This is a genomic window from Xenophilus azovorans DSM 13620, assembly GCF_000745855.1.
GTDB lineage: Bacteria > Pseudomonadota > Gammaproteobacteria > Burkholderiales > Burkholderiaceae_C > Xenophilus > Xenophilus azovorans.
The window spans coordinates 108,979-123,864 of sequence record NZ_JQKD01000017.1 but is presented as its reverse complement, the minus strand read 5'-3'; the positions used below and the strand labels follow the sequence as shown (position 1 = coordinate 123,864).

The following is a 14,886-nucleotide window of genomic DNA, read 5'->3' as shown; positions in this document are numbered from 1 at the left end:
TGACGATTTCCTCGCTGGTCGAGCGCACCGCAAACAATTGCTCGTAGCGGCGCGCCTGGGTTTGCGCGTAGGCTTGCCGGGCTTCTGCCTCGCGCAAAGCCGCTTCCGCACGCTTGAATGCCGACTCCTGTGAGCGCACCCGATCATCGAGGTCGACCGGCTCCATCTCGCCGAGCACCTGTCCGGCCTTGACCTGGTCGCCTACATGCACCTCCAGGCGTTTGACGCGCCCGGCAAACGTCGGCCCGATCTTGTAGGTGTAGCGCGCCTCCACCGTGCCGATGCCGAACAGCGCCGGTGTGATAGCCCGTGATTCCACGCTTGCCACCGTCACCGCGACCGGGGCGAGCGGCCCTGATCGCAGACCGACATAAATAAAAAGCACCAGCAAAGGAATGATGACGGCAAGCAGCGCCAGGGTGCGGCCTTGCAAGGGTAACTTTTTCATTGCGCACTCCTTATGCCACGCCGATAAATTGCAAAGACGCGCGGCGCATCGCGGTGCATACGTCCCACATCACCCGCCAACAGCGATTGCATGACCAAGCCCTGGATCGTGCCAATGAACAGCGTTGCCGCCGCCTCGTTGTCAAGCGAGGGAGACAACTCGCCGCTGGCCTTGCCTTTCTCGATGAGACGATGCAAACGTTCGCCGTAGCGCTGAATCAAGGTTTGCACCATGCGCTTGGCCGGTGTCGATTCGGCACGCTGAAGCTCACCAAACATCATTCTTGGCACGCCTGGGTGCTCAGCTACGAATTCGATATGACTCATGAACATCGCCTCCATGGCTGCCAAGGGCGACTCGATTCCTTGTGCGGATCGATCGATTCTGGCTAATAGGCGCTCTGCTACCCACTCCATGACCGCCTGCCAAATGGCTTCCTTGTTCGGGAAGTGCCGAAACAGCGCACCCTGGGTCAAGTTCATGTGTTTAGCGATAGCTGCAGTGGTTATCTCGCTTGGGTTTTGTGAACCGGCAAGCGCCACGACGGACTCGACAGTTACGGCACGACGTTCATCGGCCGGCAGATGCTTTGGATGGGTGTCCACGAGCACTCCTTGTAAGATAGTAATTGATTACTATCTTACCACAAGAGGCAACTCAAACAAGAGAAAACCCGACGTACTCGTCAATATCTAGCGTCTGCAATGGGCTTAACGTGCTTTATTTTCCGTTTTCTGAGACGTCCCCACGTACAAAGGTGTCGATCTGACCGGTGCAACCTATGCCACGGACATCCGGCTCTCCGACCCGGATGGCAATGAGCGCACGCTGGCGGACTTCCGAGGCAAGGCCATCCTGGTCTTCTTCGGCTTCACTCAGTGCCCAGATGTCTGCCCGACGGCCCTGGCGCGGGCGGCCGAGGTCAAGCGGCTTCTCGGCCCCGACGGCGAGCGCTTCCAGACACTGTTCGTCACGGTCGATCCCGAGCGCGACACGCCCGAGGTGCTCAAAGCCTACACGGCTGCATTCGACCCCAGCTTTATCGGTCTGTACGGCGACCTGGAACGCACCGCACAGATCGCCAAGGACTTCAAGGTCTACTACAAGAAAATGCCGACGGGATCGTCCTACACCATGGACCACACATCGCTCAGCTACGTCTACGACCCGCTAGGAAAGCTGCGCTTGGCCCTGCGCCATGAGCAACCCGCCCAAGACTATGCGGACGACATCCGCAAGCTCTTGAACCCTGCCTGACCCTCTATCCCCTCAAGGAGAACACCATGAAACTCGTCATCCGCACAGCCATCGTCGCCGCCTCGCTGCTCGCGGCCACCGCCCAGGCGCAAGTCACCGTCAAAGATGCCTGGGTGCGCGCCACCGTACCGCAACAGAAAGCCACCGGCGCCTTCATGCAGTTGAAGGCAACCAAGAATAGCAAGCTGGTCTCGGCCAGCTCGCCGCTTACGCCCGCCGTCGAGGTCCACGAGATGGCCATGCAGGACAACGTGATGAAGATGCGCCAGGTGCCGGCCGTCGAGCTGCCCGCAGGCAAGACCGTGGAACTCAAGCCCGGCGGCTACCACGTGATGCTGATGGACCTGAAGCAGCAGGTGAAGGAAGGCGACACGGTGCCTCTGACCCTCGTCATCGAGGGCCCGGACGGCAAGCGCGAATCGGTCGAAGTGAAGGCTCCCGTGCGTGCGCTCAACGCCAGCGCCCAGCCGGCTGGCCACGATGCCCAGGGCGGCCACAAGCACTGAAGCACTTGGCGGGTGGGTGAATGGCGCACCTGTAGCACACCCCACCGCTTGCAGCCCTCGAAATTCGAAGCCGCGATGCCAACTCCCGCAACCTAGGTCACGCATAGCCAAAAAGCTCACGGCGTACGGCAACCGGAGATGGTTACTCCACCAGCGTTTTGCAATGCGTGTTTACTAGCGCTGTTTCTCTGAAACCCACGGTCTCCTTGCATGAAGGCCTCTAGCATGTGCGGGATCAGCGTCGTGGCATCGACCGCTTCGCCGTACACCTGCGCGTGCAGCGCGGCGTAACGGTCGAGGTCGGCTTTCAGGCTGACCGGGCACGCAAAGGCCAGCTTGACGCTCTCGACCTTGGGCAGCGGCCCAAGCCGCAACTTCCTGGTGGTGTTCATTTCGCAATTCCACGGTTGAAGAACATAGGCTGGTACGGCCGCAGCACAAAATCGCGGTTGACGATGATCCGCACCGGCAGGCCCGGCCGCTCGGTCAGCGTCGGCTGGATGTTCATGTTGCGCCGGGTCATCTCTTGGCCGACCTGGTTGATGCTGTCCTGCGCGCTATCGCGCCCAGCGATCACGATGCGGTTGCCATCCTGCCGGTTTTCCGGTGCGGCCAACTCGGCACCCACGCCCAGCAGGGTCGTCAGCGCCGCACCCGCGAAGACGCGATCCCAATGCCAATCGACGCCATCCTCCAGGCCGGAATAGCCGGCAGGGTCAGTGCCCGCCAGGTTGTCTAGCTTCAGCGAGGACGTGTCCGGCAGGATGACGCGGTTCCACACCACCTGTACGCGGCTCTGCCCGTAGCTCACCTGGCTGTTGTACTTGCCCAGGATGCGCGATCCCTGTGGGATCAGCAGGAACTTGCCAGTGGCCGTGTCATAGACCGGCTCCGTCACCGTGGCTATCACGTCGCCCGGCAGATCGGACTTGATGCCCGTCACCAGCGCGCCCGCGATCACCGTTCCCGCCATGACCTGATACGGCGAGGCCGGCATCTGGAGATTGCCGGAATTGCGGGTTTCCGTAGAACCGCCTTTCAGGAAAGCCTCTTTCTGGTCTTGCCGGTTCTGCACGGCTGTCGGGTCGGATGGCTGGGCCGCCGTCGAGGCCGGGCCAGCGGCCAGCGGGTCGAAGCCCGCCAAGGCGCTGCCGGGCGCAGCCGCAGCGGCTTGCGCCGTGACCGGCGCGGTGGCCTTGCCTTGGTTGCCCGAGCGGAAAAACACCGACGAGTTCGCCGCCGCATCGGCCTCCTTGCGCCACGCATCCGCCGGATCATGTCCCGGCGGTGCGTAGGCCGGCGTCACCGGCTGCTGCGACTTCACGATGGCTGGGCCGAGATCACCCGGCAGCGGCGGCCCCAGCTCGGGCACCTTCGGCGGCAGCTTCGAGTAGTCGGCCGGCAGACCATCCAGCCCCTCGGACTTCGAGACGCGATCGACGTTGTAAAGCTCGGTCTGCTCGCCCGTGCCGCGCCGGTGCGGCTGCAATGACCAGATCGTGGCCCCGAGCACGGCGACCGACAGGACGCCGACGAGGATGGCCAGCGTGCGCCGGTTCAGGCGCGTGACCGGGCGCGGCTGGGCGCGCAGCGCCACCGCCTCGGGCGCGACCTTGCCCGCCTGCGCCGCAAGATCAGGGGAATCGTCCTGGCTCATGGTCAGTTCCTCCGTGTGCCGTCCGTGCGCTCAATCCGCACCACGTCGCCTTTGTCCCCGCCCAGGCGCAGTTCGGCCGCGCCGAACAGGCGATCAACGATGTAGTACGGCGCACGGAATCGGTAGTTCACCAGTTGCCCGTCGCCTTGCGCGCCGATCACGAACAGCGGCGGCAGCTCGCCCTGGGCGATGCCGGGCGGGAACTGGATGTAGACCTTCTCGCCGTCATCGAAAGCACGCAGCGGCTTCCACGGCGGATTGCTGCCGCTGATGGCATAGCGGAAACGGATCTTCTCCAGCGACAGGCCGCTATCGACCGGGGCGGCGGCGCTGGCCGCCTGCGCCTGGCGCTGCAAGGCCAGCATCTTGTCCTTCGGGTACTCCCAGGACACCGACGCCATCCACGTCTTTTCGGTCGAAGTCAGCTCCAGCAGATACGTCCGGCGGCTGGTGGTGATGACCAGATTGGTCTTCAAGCCCGAGCGGATCGGCTTGACCATCACGTTGACGCGCAGAGCCTCACCGCTGCCGCTCGACGTGTCCCCGACGATCCAGCGCACCGTGTCGCCGGCCGCGACCGTCACCAGTTCCTCGCCGGGCTGCAGCGAAACCACCGTCACGCGGCCCACGGCCGCATAGAGCTGGTAAAGCGCGCCATCGGTAAAGGGCCAGACCTGGATCGCGTTGACGTAGCCTTCGCGCGTGGGCGCGACACGGGCCTCGGCATTGGCGCGCGAGACGCGCACTTTCTCATCCGCGGGTTCCGGCGCGGGCTTGGCCTCCTCGGTCTCTGGCAGTGGTTTCAACTGCGACGGCAGCGCGAGCGGCTGCGGCACCGTGACCACCTCCACCGGTTTTGGTGGCTCCGGCAGCGGCTGGGCCTGCACCGGCTCATCGAGCGAAATGGTCGGTGGCGGCTTGCCCTGAGTAGCGCAGCCAGAGAACAGCACGGTCGAAGCCAGAAGCATCACCGGCAAGGCGGATTTACGGAAAAGATCATTCATGGTTTTGCTCCTTCGTTAGCTTCCAGTTCGCGGCTCCACGACAGCCCGTTGACGTAGATGCCCAGGGGGTTCTTGCGCAGACGCTGCTCGGTGCGCGGGGTTTGCAGCACCGTGGAAATCACCGCGTTCCAGCGTTCGGTGCGATCCAGCGCGCCATTGACGAAGCGCGTTTCCGTCCAGCGCACGTTGAAAGACGTGTCGCTGGCGCGGGTCACGCTGGTGATCTGCACCGTCACCGACTCCTTGCCGATGCGCGCGAACGGGTCATTCGTGCGGGCGTACTCGTTGAGCACGACCGCGCCTTTGTCGGTCGTGTAGTCGTAGGCATCGAGCCAGTTCTGCCGCACCACGATGGGGTCGATGGACAGCGAGCGCACCAGGCCGATGAAGCGGCCCAGGTGGTAGGCGATCTGCGCATCGCTGGGCTTGTAGGGCGTGGCGGCCTCGCCGACAGCGCGCACCTGGCCCGCGTTGTCCACCTCAATGACGTAGGGCGTGACGATGGACTGCGCCGAGCGCCAGACTAGGCCGCCCGCCATCAGCACGGCCAGCGTGAGGCAGCCAAAGGCCATGAAACGCCAGTTTCTGGCCTGCACGCGGGCCGAGCCGATGCGCTCGTCCCAAACCTGGGCGGCGGATTGATACGGAGTAGCAGGCTGTGGCGTATCGGCGTAGCGCACCTGCGGTCGTTTGAATCGCATGGGAGTTCTCCTTGAAGATCAGGAATCGGAATCGCGCAGGCTCGGGCCTTGGCTGGAGCTGCCGCCATCGCCGCCGCGCAGCGTGTGGGCGGCGGTCGTCGCGGCATGGGTGAGCTGCTGCCTGCGATGCAGGCGCTTGGCCCAGGCGGGTTGCGCGGTGGATGGGGTTGGCTCGTTTGCAGCCTGTGCGGCACCGCCCCCTGACGCCGATCCGGCGTCATCGGGCCGGAAGGCGGCGGCGACACGCTCCTTCATCGAGCGCGCGCCCTCAGCCACCTTCTGCCCGGTCGCCTGCGCGCCGGTCTTGGCGACATTGCCGACACCAGCGGCAGCGCCCTTGAGGCCGCCGCCGGCGGATGCAGAACCCGCCTGAAACGCCGACCGCGCGCTGCTGGCGGCCCCAGTGGCGGCACGCGCTCCGCTACCGGCCAGCTTGGCGGCTGCGGGCGCCATGCGCGCCCCGGCGGCGACTGCGCCGCCGACGCCCGTAGCCGCAGCGCCCACGGCAACAGCAGCGCCGGCCGCGCCCAGCGCCGCACCGGCCATCGCACCTGCGCCGAGCTGCGGGCCGCCGGACACCAGCCCGGTTGCAATGCCCGGCCCGAAGATGCCCAAGGCCAGCAGCGTCAGCGAGGCCAGCATCACGACCACGGAGTGGTCGATGGATGGTTCGGCGGGCTGTACCTGAAACTCGGCGAACAGGCCCGAGCCGATGCCCACGATCACCGCCAGCACCAGCACCTTGATGCCGGACGACACCACGTTGCCCAGCACCTTCTCGGCGAGAAATGCGGTCTTGTTCCAGAGCGCGAACGGCACCAGCACGAAGCCGGCAAGCGTGGTCAGCTTGAACTCGATCAGCGTGATGAAAAGCTGGATCGCCAGCACGAAGAAGCACAGCAGGACGATCAGCCAAGCGAGGAACATCACGACGATGGGCGTGATGTTCACGAAGACTTCGGGGAAGCCCGCCATGTCGCCGATCTGTTTCAGGATCGGCGCACCGGCGTCGATGCCGACCTTCGCCAGCCGGCCCGGTTGCAGGAAGTTCTCCATGCTCAGGGTCGAGCCGCTGGCCGTCAGGCCCAGCCCGGCGAAGGAGCGGAACACGATGCCAGCCAACCAGTTGAAGTTGCCGATGATGTAGGCGAAGGCGCCGACGTACAGCACCTTGCGGATCAGCTTGGCGATCACGTCCTCGCCCTGGCCGGTGGCATGGCTCATCGCCCAGAACAGCCCGGCGAGCGTCATGTCGATGACGATCAGCGTGGCGGTCAGAAACGCCACTTCGCCGTGCAACAGGCCAAAGCCCGAGTCGATGTAGCGCGAGAAGGTGTCGAGGAAGCGGTCGATGACCGTCACGTCGTTCATGGCGAGTCCTCCTGCCCAGGCAGAGCGATTGCCGCGCTGCCATCGGCGGGTTCATCGAAGCTGGGCGGGATCGGCGGCAGGTCGGCCAGCGTCTGGTACTCATTCGGCCCGGCCTGGCCGGAGAGAAAGCGCCGCAGGTCGGCCTGTGCCACCTGCGCGCAAAACGCGCCGTCGTGCGCGCCCGCGCGGCACTGCGCGCGCAGCGCGTGCAACCGGGCCGGGTCGGCGGCGAGCGCATTCACCGACACTTGCTGCGGCCGGTCACAGCCGGCCAGCACCAGCGCATGAATGGCGAAAGCAAACACGACGGGCGTGCGTTGCATGGCAGCCTCCGTCAGCGGTTGTAGAAATTGACGGGCTGCGGCGTGTACGGCGTGCCTTCGCCCAGGAAGCGGCGCGTCACTTCGCGCCCGCGCTCCGTGGCCGCCGCCTGCCGCGCCAGTTCCAGCGAGGCCGCGCGGTCTTGCGTGATCTGGAGCCGCTGCGTCTGGATCGACTGCTTGGCCTGCAAGGCCAGCAACTGGTTCATGGCCTGCATCGCTTGCAGCGCGCCCTCGGCCGACTGGCTCTTGCCCACGAGGTCGGCCAGCACGCTTTCGTCGTCGCTCAGGTTCTGCGACGCCTGGGCCTGCATCTGCATGGTCGTTTGCAGGCCGTTGAGCGTGTTCTTCCAACGCTCCTGCGCATCGAGGTACATCTGATTGCCGCTCACCGTGGCGGCGTACTTCTCGGGATACAGGCGCACGAATTCGCGGTCGATGCTTGTCACTTCGTAGGCCAAGCCCTTGGCCTGCGCGATCAGTCGCTGGGTGGTCGCCAGGTTCGCGCGCAACTGGCCGACCACGCTGGACGGCAGGCTGGCCAGGTTGCGCGCCTGGTTAATGAGCATCTGCGCTTCGTGCTGGAGTTGCTGGATCTGGTTATTGATCTGCTCCAGCGTGCGAACGGCGGTGAGCGTGTTCTGCACCAGATTGGTCGGGTCGAGCACGATGTCGCCGACGCCGAACAAGGCGTGGGCGGGTTGCGCGATGCCGAATGCGAGCACGCAGGCGGCGGTCAACGCGGCGAGCTTGGGGGTATGCAATTTCATAGTTGGTTCTCCTGGGGGTGGTCAGCGGTACGGAGGGAACCCGGCGCGTAGCCGGGGAACGAGGGCAGCAGGTCGGCCGCCCAATCGAGGCCGCGATGGCGCAGCCAGGCGCCCGCGAAGCCGGGCACGCCGGCGTCCTGCGGCACGCGGCCAAGAACCTCATCAATGGCGCGCTGGTCTTGCGGCGTGGAAGCACCCGCGAAGGCCAGCGTCGCCGGCCCCAGGTCGAGGTCGAACAGGCGGTTGCCGAGGCGGGATTGGTAGTAGTAGTCGCGCTTGGGCTGCGCGGTGGCGACGATTTCGATCTGGCGCGAGTTCAGCCCGAAGCCCTCATAGATCGTGCGAATCTGCGGTTCGGTCGCTTGCGGGTTCGGCAAGAAAATCCGACTCGCGCAGCTTTCGATGATGGCCGGCGCGATGGCCGAGTCCTTCACGTCCGCGAGCGACTGCGTTGCGAAGATCACGCTGACGTTCTTCTTGCGCAGCGTCTTGAGCCACTGGCGGATGCGCGCCGCAAACACCGGGTCGTCGAGGAACAGCCACGCTTCATCAAGGATCAGCAGCGTGGGCGCACCATCCAGCCGCTCCTCGAAGCGCGCGAACAGGTAGCGCAGCACCGCGAGCACAGCGGCCTTGCTGTGCATCAGCTCCTCCATCTCGAACGCCTGCACATCGGCCGTGCCGAGGCGGTCATGGTCGGCATCCAGCAGCCTGCCGTGCGCGCCGCCCAGGACGTAGGGCGCGAGTGCCTGGCGCAACGTGTTCGATTGCAGCAACGCCGTCAGGCCCGTGAGCGTGCGCTGCTCCACCGGCGCGCTGGCCAGGCTCCCCAGCGCAGACCAGATGGCCGCCTTCTCGTCCGGGCCGACGGCCGCGCCTTCGTGCAGCAGGCGGCCTTCCACCCATTCGCTGGCCCAGGTGCGGTAGCCCTCGCGGTCGATGCGTGCGAGCGGCTGGAAGGCGATCTCGTCATCCGCGCCCAGGTCGTAGTGCTCGCCGCCCATGCCCAGGATGGCCGCACGGATCGAACGCCCCATGTCGAAGGCGAAGATGCGCGAGCCGCGATAGCGGCGGAACTGAATCGCCATCGTCGCCAGCAACACCGACTTGCCCATGCCGGTCGGCCCCGCGACCAGCGTGTGGCCCACGTCGCCGATGTGGGTCACCAGCCGGAACGGTGTGGCACCATCGGTGCGCGTGACGATCAGCGGCGGGCCGTCCAGATGCTCGTTCTTCTCCGGCCCGGCCCACACTGCCGATACTGGCATCAGGTGCGTGAGGTTCAGCGTCGAGACGATGGGCTGGCGCACGTTGGCGTAGGCGTTGCCCGGAATGGACGACAGCCACGCATCCACGGCGTTGAGCGTTTCGGGGATGGTCACGAAGCCCCGGCCCTGGATGACACGCTCCACCATGCGCAGCTTCTCGTCCGCCACGGCGGGGTCCGTGTCCATGACGGTGACGGTCCCCGTCAGGTAGCCGAAGGCCACCTGGTCGCTGCCCAACTCCTGCAAGGCGGCGTCGGCGTCGGCCGCCTTGTTGTTGGCGTCGGTATCGACCAGCGGGCTTTCCTGCTGGAAGATCGTTTCGCGCAGCAGCGCGATGACGTTCTTGCGTTTGGCGAACCACTGGCGGCGCAGGCGTCCCAACTCCCGTTCCGCTTCGGATTTGTCGAGGCAGAGAAAGCGCGTGTTCCAGCGGTATGCAAAGCCCAGGCGGTTGAGGTCGTCCAGAATCCCCGGCCAGGTCGAGGTCGGGAAGCCCCGCACCGACACCACGCGCAGGTGCTGGTCGCCCAGCATGGGCGCCAGGCCACCGACCAGCGCGGAGTCGGTCAGCAGCGCGTCGATGTGGAACGGCACCTCGGGCACACCGACGCGATAGCGCCGCGTCGAGATAGTGGCGTGCAGGTAGGTCAGCGTCTGGCCGTCATCGAGCCAGGCGATTTCCGGCATCACGCCGTCGAGCAGGTCAAAGACGCGATCCGTCTCCGCGACGAAGGATTGCAGGCGCTCACGCCAGTCCACGCCATTCGTCGGCGTGTTCTCGTAGAGCATCTGGGCTGCACGGGCACGGGATTCTTCTGGTGGCAGGTACACCAGCGTCAGGTGATAGCCGCTCTCGAAGTGATGGCCAGATTCCTCGAAGGTGGCGCGGCGTTCCTCGTCCACCAGCCAGGACAGCGGCTCGGGGAAACCAGAGTGCGGGTAGCCCGCCGCCGGGCGGCGCTCGGCCTCGATAAACAAGGCCCAGCCCGAGCCCAACCGGCGCAGCGCGTTGTTCAGGCGCGCCGACGTGGCGATCAGCTCGCCTTGCGTCGCGCTGTCGAGGTCAGGCCCGCGAAACCGGGCCGTGCGCTGGAAACTGCCGTCCTTGTTCAAGACGACGCCCGGCGCGACCAACCCGGCCCAGGGCAGCCAGTCGGCGAGCAGCGCCGGGCGCTGGCGGTATTCGGCGAGATTCAGCATGGCGGCGTCCCCTCACACGTCCAGCAGCGGGCGGTGCTTGATGTGCCGGGCGAACACGGCCATGAATTGGGGATCGATGCGCGCTCCCCACACCGCCAGCGAATGACCGACGATCCAGAGCACCACACCCGGAATCCACATTTGCAGGCCCAGCCCCACAGCGGCAGCCAGCGTGCCGTTGGCAATCGCCACGGTGCGCGGCGCACCGCCCAGCAGAATCGGCTCCGTCAGTGAGCGGTGCAACGGCACCTCGAACCCGGCCGCGAAGGTATCCGGGGCGCTCATACGACGGCCCCGCCGGAGAAGCTGAAGAACGACAGGAAGAAGCTCGATGCCGCGAACGCGATGGACAGGCCGAACACGATCTGGATCAGCTTGCGAAAGCCCCCCGACGTGTCGCCGAAGGCCAGCGCGAGGCCCGTGGCGATGATGATGATGACGGCCACGATGCGCGCCACCGGCCCCTGGATGGATTCGAGGATGGATTGCAGCGGGCCTTCCCACGGCATCGAGGAACCGGCGGCCTGCGCGGTTCCAGCCAGGAACAGCAGCAGCGCGGCCAGCATCAGCCCTTGTGCCGCAGGGCGGGCCAGGCAGCGCAGCCGCGCAAGACGCAAAGCCGGATTTACGGAAACACGGAAAGCAGGAATGGTCATCTGCGTCATGGCAGTTCTCCAGGTTGGTCAGGGGACGAGGAAGTCGCCGCAGCGGGTGCGGCATCGGGGATCGGCGGCAGCTCGGGAAACGGCGTGTCCATCGCGTCCGCCAGTTGGTAGCCAACGCCGTCGAAGCCGACGACGCGGGCGATGCTCTCGATGCGGCGCTTGCGTCCGCGCCCGGCGATGTGGATCACCACGTTGACCGCCTCAGCGATCAATGCACGGGGCGGGTTCACCGCCACTTCGAGAATCAGTTGCTCCAGGCGCAGCAGCGCGCCGAGCGCGGAACCAGCGTGGATCGTGGCGATGCCGCCGGGGTGGCCCGTACCCCAGACCTTGATGAGATCCAGCGCCTCGGCGCCGCGCACCTCGCCGACGACGACGCGATCCGGCCGCAAGCGCATGGACGAGCGCACCAGCTCCGTCATGGACACCACGCCTGCGCGCGTGCGCAGCGGTACGTGGTCGCGGGCCGCGCATTGCAGCTCCACCGTGTCTTCGAGCACCAACACGCGGTCGCCTGTGGCGGCAATCTCGGCCAGCAGCGCATTGGCCAAGGTCGTCTTGCCGCTGCTGGTGGCGCCGGCGATCAGGATGTTCTGGCGCTCACGCACGGCGCGAACGAGAAAGCCCGCCTGGGCGCTGGTTATCATCCCGTCGATGACGTACCGCTCCAGCGGGATCACGCCGAGGGCGCGCTTGCGCAGCGCGAAGGCCGGCCCTGGCGCGGCAGGCGGCAAGATGCCCTCGAAGCGTTCGCCGGTTTCGGGCAGTTCGGCGGATAGCAGCGGCTGGCCGCGATGGATTTCCGCACCGACATGGGCCGCGACGAGGCGGATGATCCGCTCGCCGTCCGCCTCCGGCAGCTCCACGCCCATCGGCGCGCGCCCACTGGAAAGCCGATCCACCCAAAGGGTGCGATCAGGATTGAGCATGACTTCCACCACGTCCGGGTCTTCGAGCGCGGCAGCGATCAGCGGCCCCATCGCCGTGCGCAGCATCTGAATGCGGCGGTCGAGCGAGGTGGCGAAGGACGAAGGTGCGACGCTCATGAGGCGCGCTCTTGCGCTTCGGCAACTGCCGCCGCGTCTTCCATCCGCATCGGGTCGGGGTGCAGTTCTACCACCACATCGCGCACCAGGCTGCGCCCGCGCAGCAGGTGGCGCCCCAACTGCTCCACGAACTGCTCAAACCGCGCCTTGCCCTGGGCGCGAGCGGCGTCTTGGTGCGCCTCGGGAACAGGCGTGCTGACGGTCAGGTAGTAGCGAATGAACAGCGCCAGCGTTTCGATCTGGATGTTCTGGTCGCGCTCCAGGCGCTCGGCCTGGCGCGATAGGCGATCCAGCCGCTTGGCGATGGCTGCCTCTCGCTGGTCGGCGGCATCGGGCGAGAGCCACGATGCGAGCGCCGCCGCGACGATGGATGACTTGGACACGCCTTTCTTGGCGGCCAGCTCATCGAGCCGCTTGGCGTGCTCGGGCTGGATAAAGAGGTTCAGGCGGTAGTGGCTCATAGCTCGATTCCGTCGTTGGGGTCGAGGGAAGCCAGCCGGGCCGTGCGCTGCATGGCCGGATCGAACTGGCGCGGGAGAGGAAGCGGCAGGTCGTCGTCGTCGTCGAGCAGCGCGAGGTCGGCCGCAGGCGCGGCCAGCTCGGGGTCGTAGGCGACGGCTTCGGAAAGTTCGGGCTGACGGCGCGGTCCGCCGTCGTCGGCCGAACCCAAGTGCTCCAGGCCATCAGTAGGTGCAGTGGCCGGTGCGGCAGGCACGGCGGGAATCGCCAGCCCGCTCCAGTCGTCGGCTCGCGAGGGCGGAACGTCGGCATAGCGTCCGGCCGCAAGCACGGGCGGCGGCAGCACGCGCCGCTTGAAATTGGTGTCCGCGTAATAGCGCAGCTTTTTGGCCTTGATCGGCGCCACGCTGGACACCATCACCACGGCTTCATCCGGCGGTAACTGCATCACTTCGCCCGGCGTCAGCAGTGGGCGCGCGGTCTCCTGGCGCGACACCATCAGGTGGCCCAGCCACGGCGCGAGCCGGTGGCCTGCGTAGTTGCGCTGTGCGCGCAGCTCGGTTGCAGTGCCCAGCGTTTCGGAGATCCGCTTGGCCGTGCGTTCGTCGTTGGTGGCGAACGTCACGCGGACATGGCAGTTGTCCAGAATCGAATGGTTCTGCCCATACGCCTTGTCGATCTGATTGAGCGACTGCGCGATGAGAAAGCTGCGAATGCCATAGCCCGCCATGAAGGCCAGTGCCGTCTCGAAGAAGTCGAGCCGCCCGAGCGCCGGGAACTCGTCAAGCATCAGCAGCAGCTTGTGGCGGCGCTCGATGCCGTCGGAGCCATCGAGCGATTCCGTCAGCCGTCGCCCGATCTGATTGAGGATCAGGCGGATCAGCGGCTTCGTCCGCGAAATATCTGAAGGCGGCACCACAAGGTACAGCGATACCGGATGCTCGGCCGCGATCAGGTCGGCAATGCGCCAATCGCAACGCGACGTGACTTCGGCCACCGTAGGGTCGCGGTACAGGCCGAGGAACGACATGGCCGTGCTCAACACGCCGGAACGCTCGTTGTCCGACTTGTTGAGCACTTCGCGCGCCGCCGAAGCGACGACAGGATGCGGGCCACCACCTCCCACGTTCACGAGGTGGGGCGTGGTCATCATCCGATGCAAGGTCAGCTCGAACGGGCTGGCCGGGTCGCTGAGGAAATTGGCGACGCCGCGCAGCGTCTTGTCCTCGCCCGCATAGAGCACGTGCAGGATGGCGCCGACCAGCAGAGCATGGCTGGTCTTCTCCCAATGGTTGCGCCGCTCCAGCGCGCCTTCGGGATCGACCAGGATGTCCGCGATGTTCTGCACGTCGCGCACCTCATGGGCGCCGCGACGCACCTCCAGCAGCGGGTTGTAGGCCGCTGACTTCGCATCGGTCGGGTTGAACAGCAGGCAATGCGAGAAGCGCGAGCGCCAGCCTGCGGTGATCTGCCAGTTCTCGCCTTTGATGTCATGGATGACGGCGGACGCGGGCCAGCTCAACAAGGTGGGCACCACCAGGCCCACGCCTTTGCCCGAGCGGGTTGGTGCGAAGGTCAGGACGTGTTCCGGACCTTCGTGGCGCAGGTACTGGCGTTCGTGCTGGCCGAGGAACACGCCGTCCGGCTGCGTGAGACCGGCCTCGCGAATGTCATCCGCGTTCGCCCAGCGCGCCGAGCCGTAGGTCGTGACCAGGCGCGATTGCCGCGAGCGCCAGATCGACATGCCGATGGCCACCAGCACGGCCACCAGGCCGCTGCCACCCGCAATGGCGCCGCCGATGTCAAAGACGCTGGGCGCGTAGGCATCGAAGAAGAACCACCACTCGAACAGCCGCCACGGGTGATAGACCGGCGTACCGAAGAAGTCGAACCAGGGCGAGCCAAGGCGTAGCTGATAGCCCAGGGCGGCGGCTGTCCATTGTGTGGCTGCCCACACGCCGGCGATCACGATGCCGAATACCACGGCGATCTGACCGAACAGCACGTTCGTCCCTTGCATGATCCCGCCTCCAATCACGGCACAACAACGTGCCGCGTGCATCAGGATCAAGGCGTGTGCATAGGTCGGTCAAAGACCGTTATGGCGGGGATTTAGGCCGAAAAAGCCTGATTTCTTGCAGGAGCGAAGGCAATAAAAACGCCGCAGACGGGAGCGCGTTGCGGCGTAGTGAGGTGTCAGCGAGAACTTTGTCG

At 66.0% G+C, this 14,886-nt stretch carries 16 protein-coding genes and 1 pseudogene; 2 read left to right on the top strand and 15 right to left on the bottom strand.

Going from position 1 to position 14,886, the window contains the following annotated elements; genetic code table 11:
• Window positions 1-448, bottom strand: a pseudogene (locus tag Q392_RS11360) (efflux RND transporter periplasmic adaptor subunit); the annotation flags it as partial.
• The gene (locus Q392_RS11355) at window positions 445-1,053 is read right to left on the bottom strand and encodes a TetR/AcrR family transcriptional regulator (RefSeq protein WP_004393990.1); all 609 of its coding nucleotides are present in this window, start codon (window positions 1,051-1,053) and stop codon (window positions 445-447) included. The pseudogene Q392_RS11360 and the gene Q392_RS11355, both read right to left, overlap by 4 nt.
• A 160-nt stretch (window positions 1,054-1,213) precedes the next feature.
• Here Q392_RS11355 and Q392_RS31955 point away from each other — a divergent pair, with 160 nt between their 5' ends.
• Window positions 1,214-1,705, top strand: a complete 492-nt coding sequence (locus tag Q392_RS31955; protein ID WP_076841736.1) for an SCO family protein — start codon at window positions 1,214-1,216, stop codon at window positions 1,703-1,705.
• 26 nt (window positions 1,706-1,731) lie between these two features.
• On the top strand, window positions 1,732-2,211 hold the full coding sequence (locus tag Q392_RS11345; RefSeq protein WP_003056114.1) for a copper chaperone PCu(A)C: 480 nt from the start codon (window positions 1,732-1,734) through the stop codon (window positions 2,209-2,211).
• 116 nt (window positions 2,212-2,327) lie between these two features.
• On the opposite strand, the gene Q392_RS11340 is transcribed toward Q392_RS11345, so the two are convergent.
• From Q392_RS11340 to Q392_RS11280, 13 genes are read right to left on the bottom strand one after another with little or no spacing between them, the layout of a single operon-like run.
• Window positions 2,328-2,603 carry a DUF2274 domain-containing protein gene (locus tag Q392_RS11340; RefSeq protein WP_003056116.1) on the bottom strand — a complete coding sequence of 92 codons (276 nt, stop codon included), beginning with the start codon at window positions 2,601-2,603 and terminating at the stop codon, window positions 2,328-2,330.
• Entirely contained in the window at window positions 2,600-3,868 is a 1,269-nt protein-coding gene (locus Q392_RS11335) for a TraB/TrbI/VirB10 family type IV secretion system protein (RefSeq protein WP_003056119.1), read from the bottom strand. The genes Q392_RS11340 and Q392_RS11335 overlap by 4 nt, the downstream gene beginning before the upstream one ends.
• A 2-nt stretch (window positions 3,869-3,870) precedes the next feature.
• Window positions 3,871-4,872, bottom strand: a complete 1,002-nt coding sequence (gene trbG / locus Q392_RS11330; protein ID WP_003056120.1) for a P-type conjugative transfer protein TrbG — start codon at window positions 4,870-4,872, stop codon at window positions 3,871-3,873.
• Window positions 4,869-5,573 carry a conjugal transfer protein TrbF gene (gene trbF / locus Q392_RS11325; RefSeq protein ID WP_003056121.1) on the bottom strand — a complete coding sequence of 235 codons (705 nt, stop codon included), beginning with the start codon at window positions 5,571-5,573 and terminating at the stop codon, window positions 4,869-4,871. Before trbF ends, trbG begins: the two co-directional genes overlap by 4 nt.
• 18 nt (window positions 5,574-5,591) lie before the next feature.
• The gene (trbL, locus tag Q392_RS11320; protein ID WP_003056122.1) at window positions 5,592-6,944 is read right to left on the bottom strand and encodes a P-type conjugative transfer protein TrbL; all 1,353 of its coding nucleotides are present in this window, start codon (window positions 6,942-6,944) and stop codon (window positions 5,592-5,594) included.
• Entirely contained in the window at window positions 6,941-7,267 is a 327-nt protein-coding gene (locus tag Q392_RS11315) for an EexN family lipoprotein (RefSeq protein WP_003056123.1), read from the bottom strand. Before Q392_RS11315 ends, trbL begins: the two co-directional genes overlap by 4 nt.
• A gap of 11 nt (window positions 7,268-7,278) precedes the next feature.
• Window positions 7,279-8,034 (bottom strand): P-type conjugative transfer protein TrbJ, encoded by a 756-nt coding sequence (gene trbJ, locus Q392_RS11310; RefSeq protein WP_003056124.1) that lies wholly within the window; start codon window positions 8,032-8,034, stop codon window positions 7,279-7,281.
• On the bottom strand, window positions 8,031-10,502 hold the full coding sequence (trbE, locus tag Q392_RS11305) for a conjugal transfer protein TrbE (protein WP_038206552.1): 2,472 nt from the start codon (window positions 10,500-10,502) through the stop codon (window positions 8,031-8,033). Before trbE ends, trbJ begins: the two co-directional genes overlap by 4 nt.
• A gap of 12 nt (window positions 10,503-10,514) precedes the next feature.
• The gene (locus Q392_RS11300; RefSeq protein WP_038206551.1) at window positions 10,515-10,787 is read right to left on the bottom strand and encodes a VirB3 family type IV secretion system protein; all 273 of its coding nucleotides are present in this window, start codon (window positions 10,785-10,787) and stop codon (window positions 10,515-10,517) included.
• Entirely contained in the window at window positions 10,784-11,167 is a 384-nt protein-coding gene (locus Q392_RS11295; protein WP_038206550.1) for a TrbC/VirB2 family type IV secretion system protein, read from the bottom strand. Before Q392_RS11295 ends, Q392_RS11300 begins: the two co-directional genes overlap by 4 nt.
• On the bottom strand, window positions 11,164-12,213 hold the full coding sequence (gene trbB, locus Q392_RS11290; RefSeq protein ID WP_038206549.1) for a P-type conjugative transfer ATPase TrbB: 1,050 nt from the start codon (window positions 12,211-12,213) through the stop codon (window positions 11,164-11,166). Before trbB ends, Q392_RS11295 begins: the two co-directional genes overlap by 4 nt.
• Window positions 12,210-12,674 carry a ribbon-helix-helix protein, CopG family gene (locus Q392_RS11285; protein WP_038206548.1) on the bottom strand — a complete coding sequence of 155 codons (465 nt, stop codon included), beginning with the start codon at window positions 12,672-12,674 and terminating at the stop codon, window positions 12,210-12,212. The genes trbB and Q392_RS11285 overlap by 4 nt, the downstream gene beginning before the upstream one ends.
• Window positions 12,671-14,692, bottom strand: a complete 2,022-nt coding sequence (locus tag Q392_RS11280; RefSeq protein WP_038206547.1) for a conjugal transfer protein TraG — start codon at window positions 14,690-14,692, stop codon at window positions 12,671-12,673. The genes Q392_RS11285 and Q392_RS11280 overlap by 4 nt, the downstream gene beginning before the upstream one ends.
• Between the last annotated feature and the right edge of the window lie 194 nt (window positions 14,693-14,886).

Excerpts from the sequence above, each read along its gene's own strand:
- trbL (WP_003056122.1), bottom strand. The coding sequence starts at position 6,944 with ATGAACGACGTGACGGTCATCGACCGCTTCCTCGACACCTTCTCGCGC.
- trbJ (WP_003056124.1), bottom strand. The coding sequence starts at position 8,034 with ATGAAATTGCATACCCCCAAGCTCGCCGCGTTGACCGCCGCCTGCGTG.
- Q392_RS11340 (WP_003056116.1), bottom strand. The coding sequence starts at position 2,603 with ATGAACACCACCAGGAAGTTGCGGCTTGGGCCGCTGCCCAAGGTCGAG.
- Q392_RS11345 (WP_003056114.1), top strand. The coding sequence starts at position 1,732 with ATGAAACTCGTCATCCGCACAGCCATCGTCGCCGCCTCGCTGCTCGCG.
- trbE (WP_038206552.1), bottom strand. The coding sequence starts at position 10,502 with ATGCTGAATCTCGCCGAATACCGCCAGCGCCCGGCGCTGCTCGCCGAC.
- trbB (WP_038206549.1), bottom strand. The coding sequence starts at position 12,213 with ATGAGCGTCGCACCTTCGTCCTTCGCCACCTCGCTCGACCGCCGCATT.
- Q392_RS11335 (WP_003056119.1), bottom strand. The coding sequence starts at position 3,868 with ATGAGCCAGGACGATTCCCCTGATCTTGCGGCGCAGGCGGGCAAGGTC.
- Q392_RS11300 (WP_038206551.1), bottom strand. The coding sequence starts at position 10,787 with ATGAGCGCCCCGGATACCTTCGCGGCCGGGTTCGAGGTGCCGTTGCAC.
- trbF (WP_003056121.1), bottom strand. The coding sequence starts at position 5,573 with ATGCGATTCAAACGACCGCAGGTGCGCTACGCCGATACGCCACAGCCT.
- Q392_RS11280 (WP_038206547.1), bottom strand. The coding sequence starts at position 14,692 with ATGCAAGGGACGAACGTGCTGTTCGGTCAGATCGCCGTGGTATTCGGC.
- Q392_RS11285 (WP_038206548.1), bottom strand. The coding sequence starts at position 12,674 with ATGAGCCACTACCGCCTGAACCTCTTTATCCAGCCCGAGCACGCCAAG.
- Q392_RS11315 (WP_003056123.1), bottom strand. The coding sequence starts at position 7,267 with ATGCAACGCACGCCCGTCGTGTTTGCTTTCGCCATTCATGCGCTGGTG.
- trbG (WP_003056120.1), bottom strand. The coding sequence starts at position 4,872 with ATGAATGATCTTTTCCGTAAATCCGCCTTGCCGGTGATGCTTCTGGCT.
- Q392_RS11295 (WP_038206550.1), bottom strand. The coding sequence starts at position 11,167 with ATGACGCAGATGACCATTCCTGCTTTCCGTGTTTCCGTAAATCCGGCT.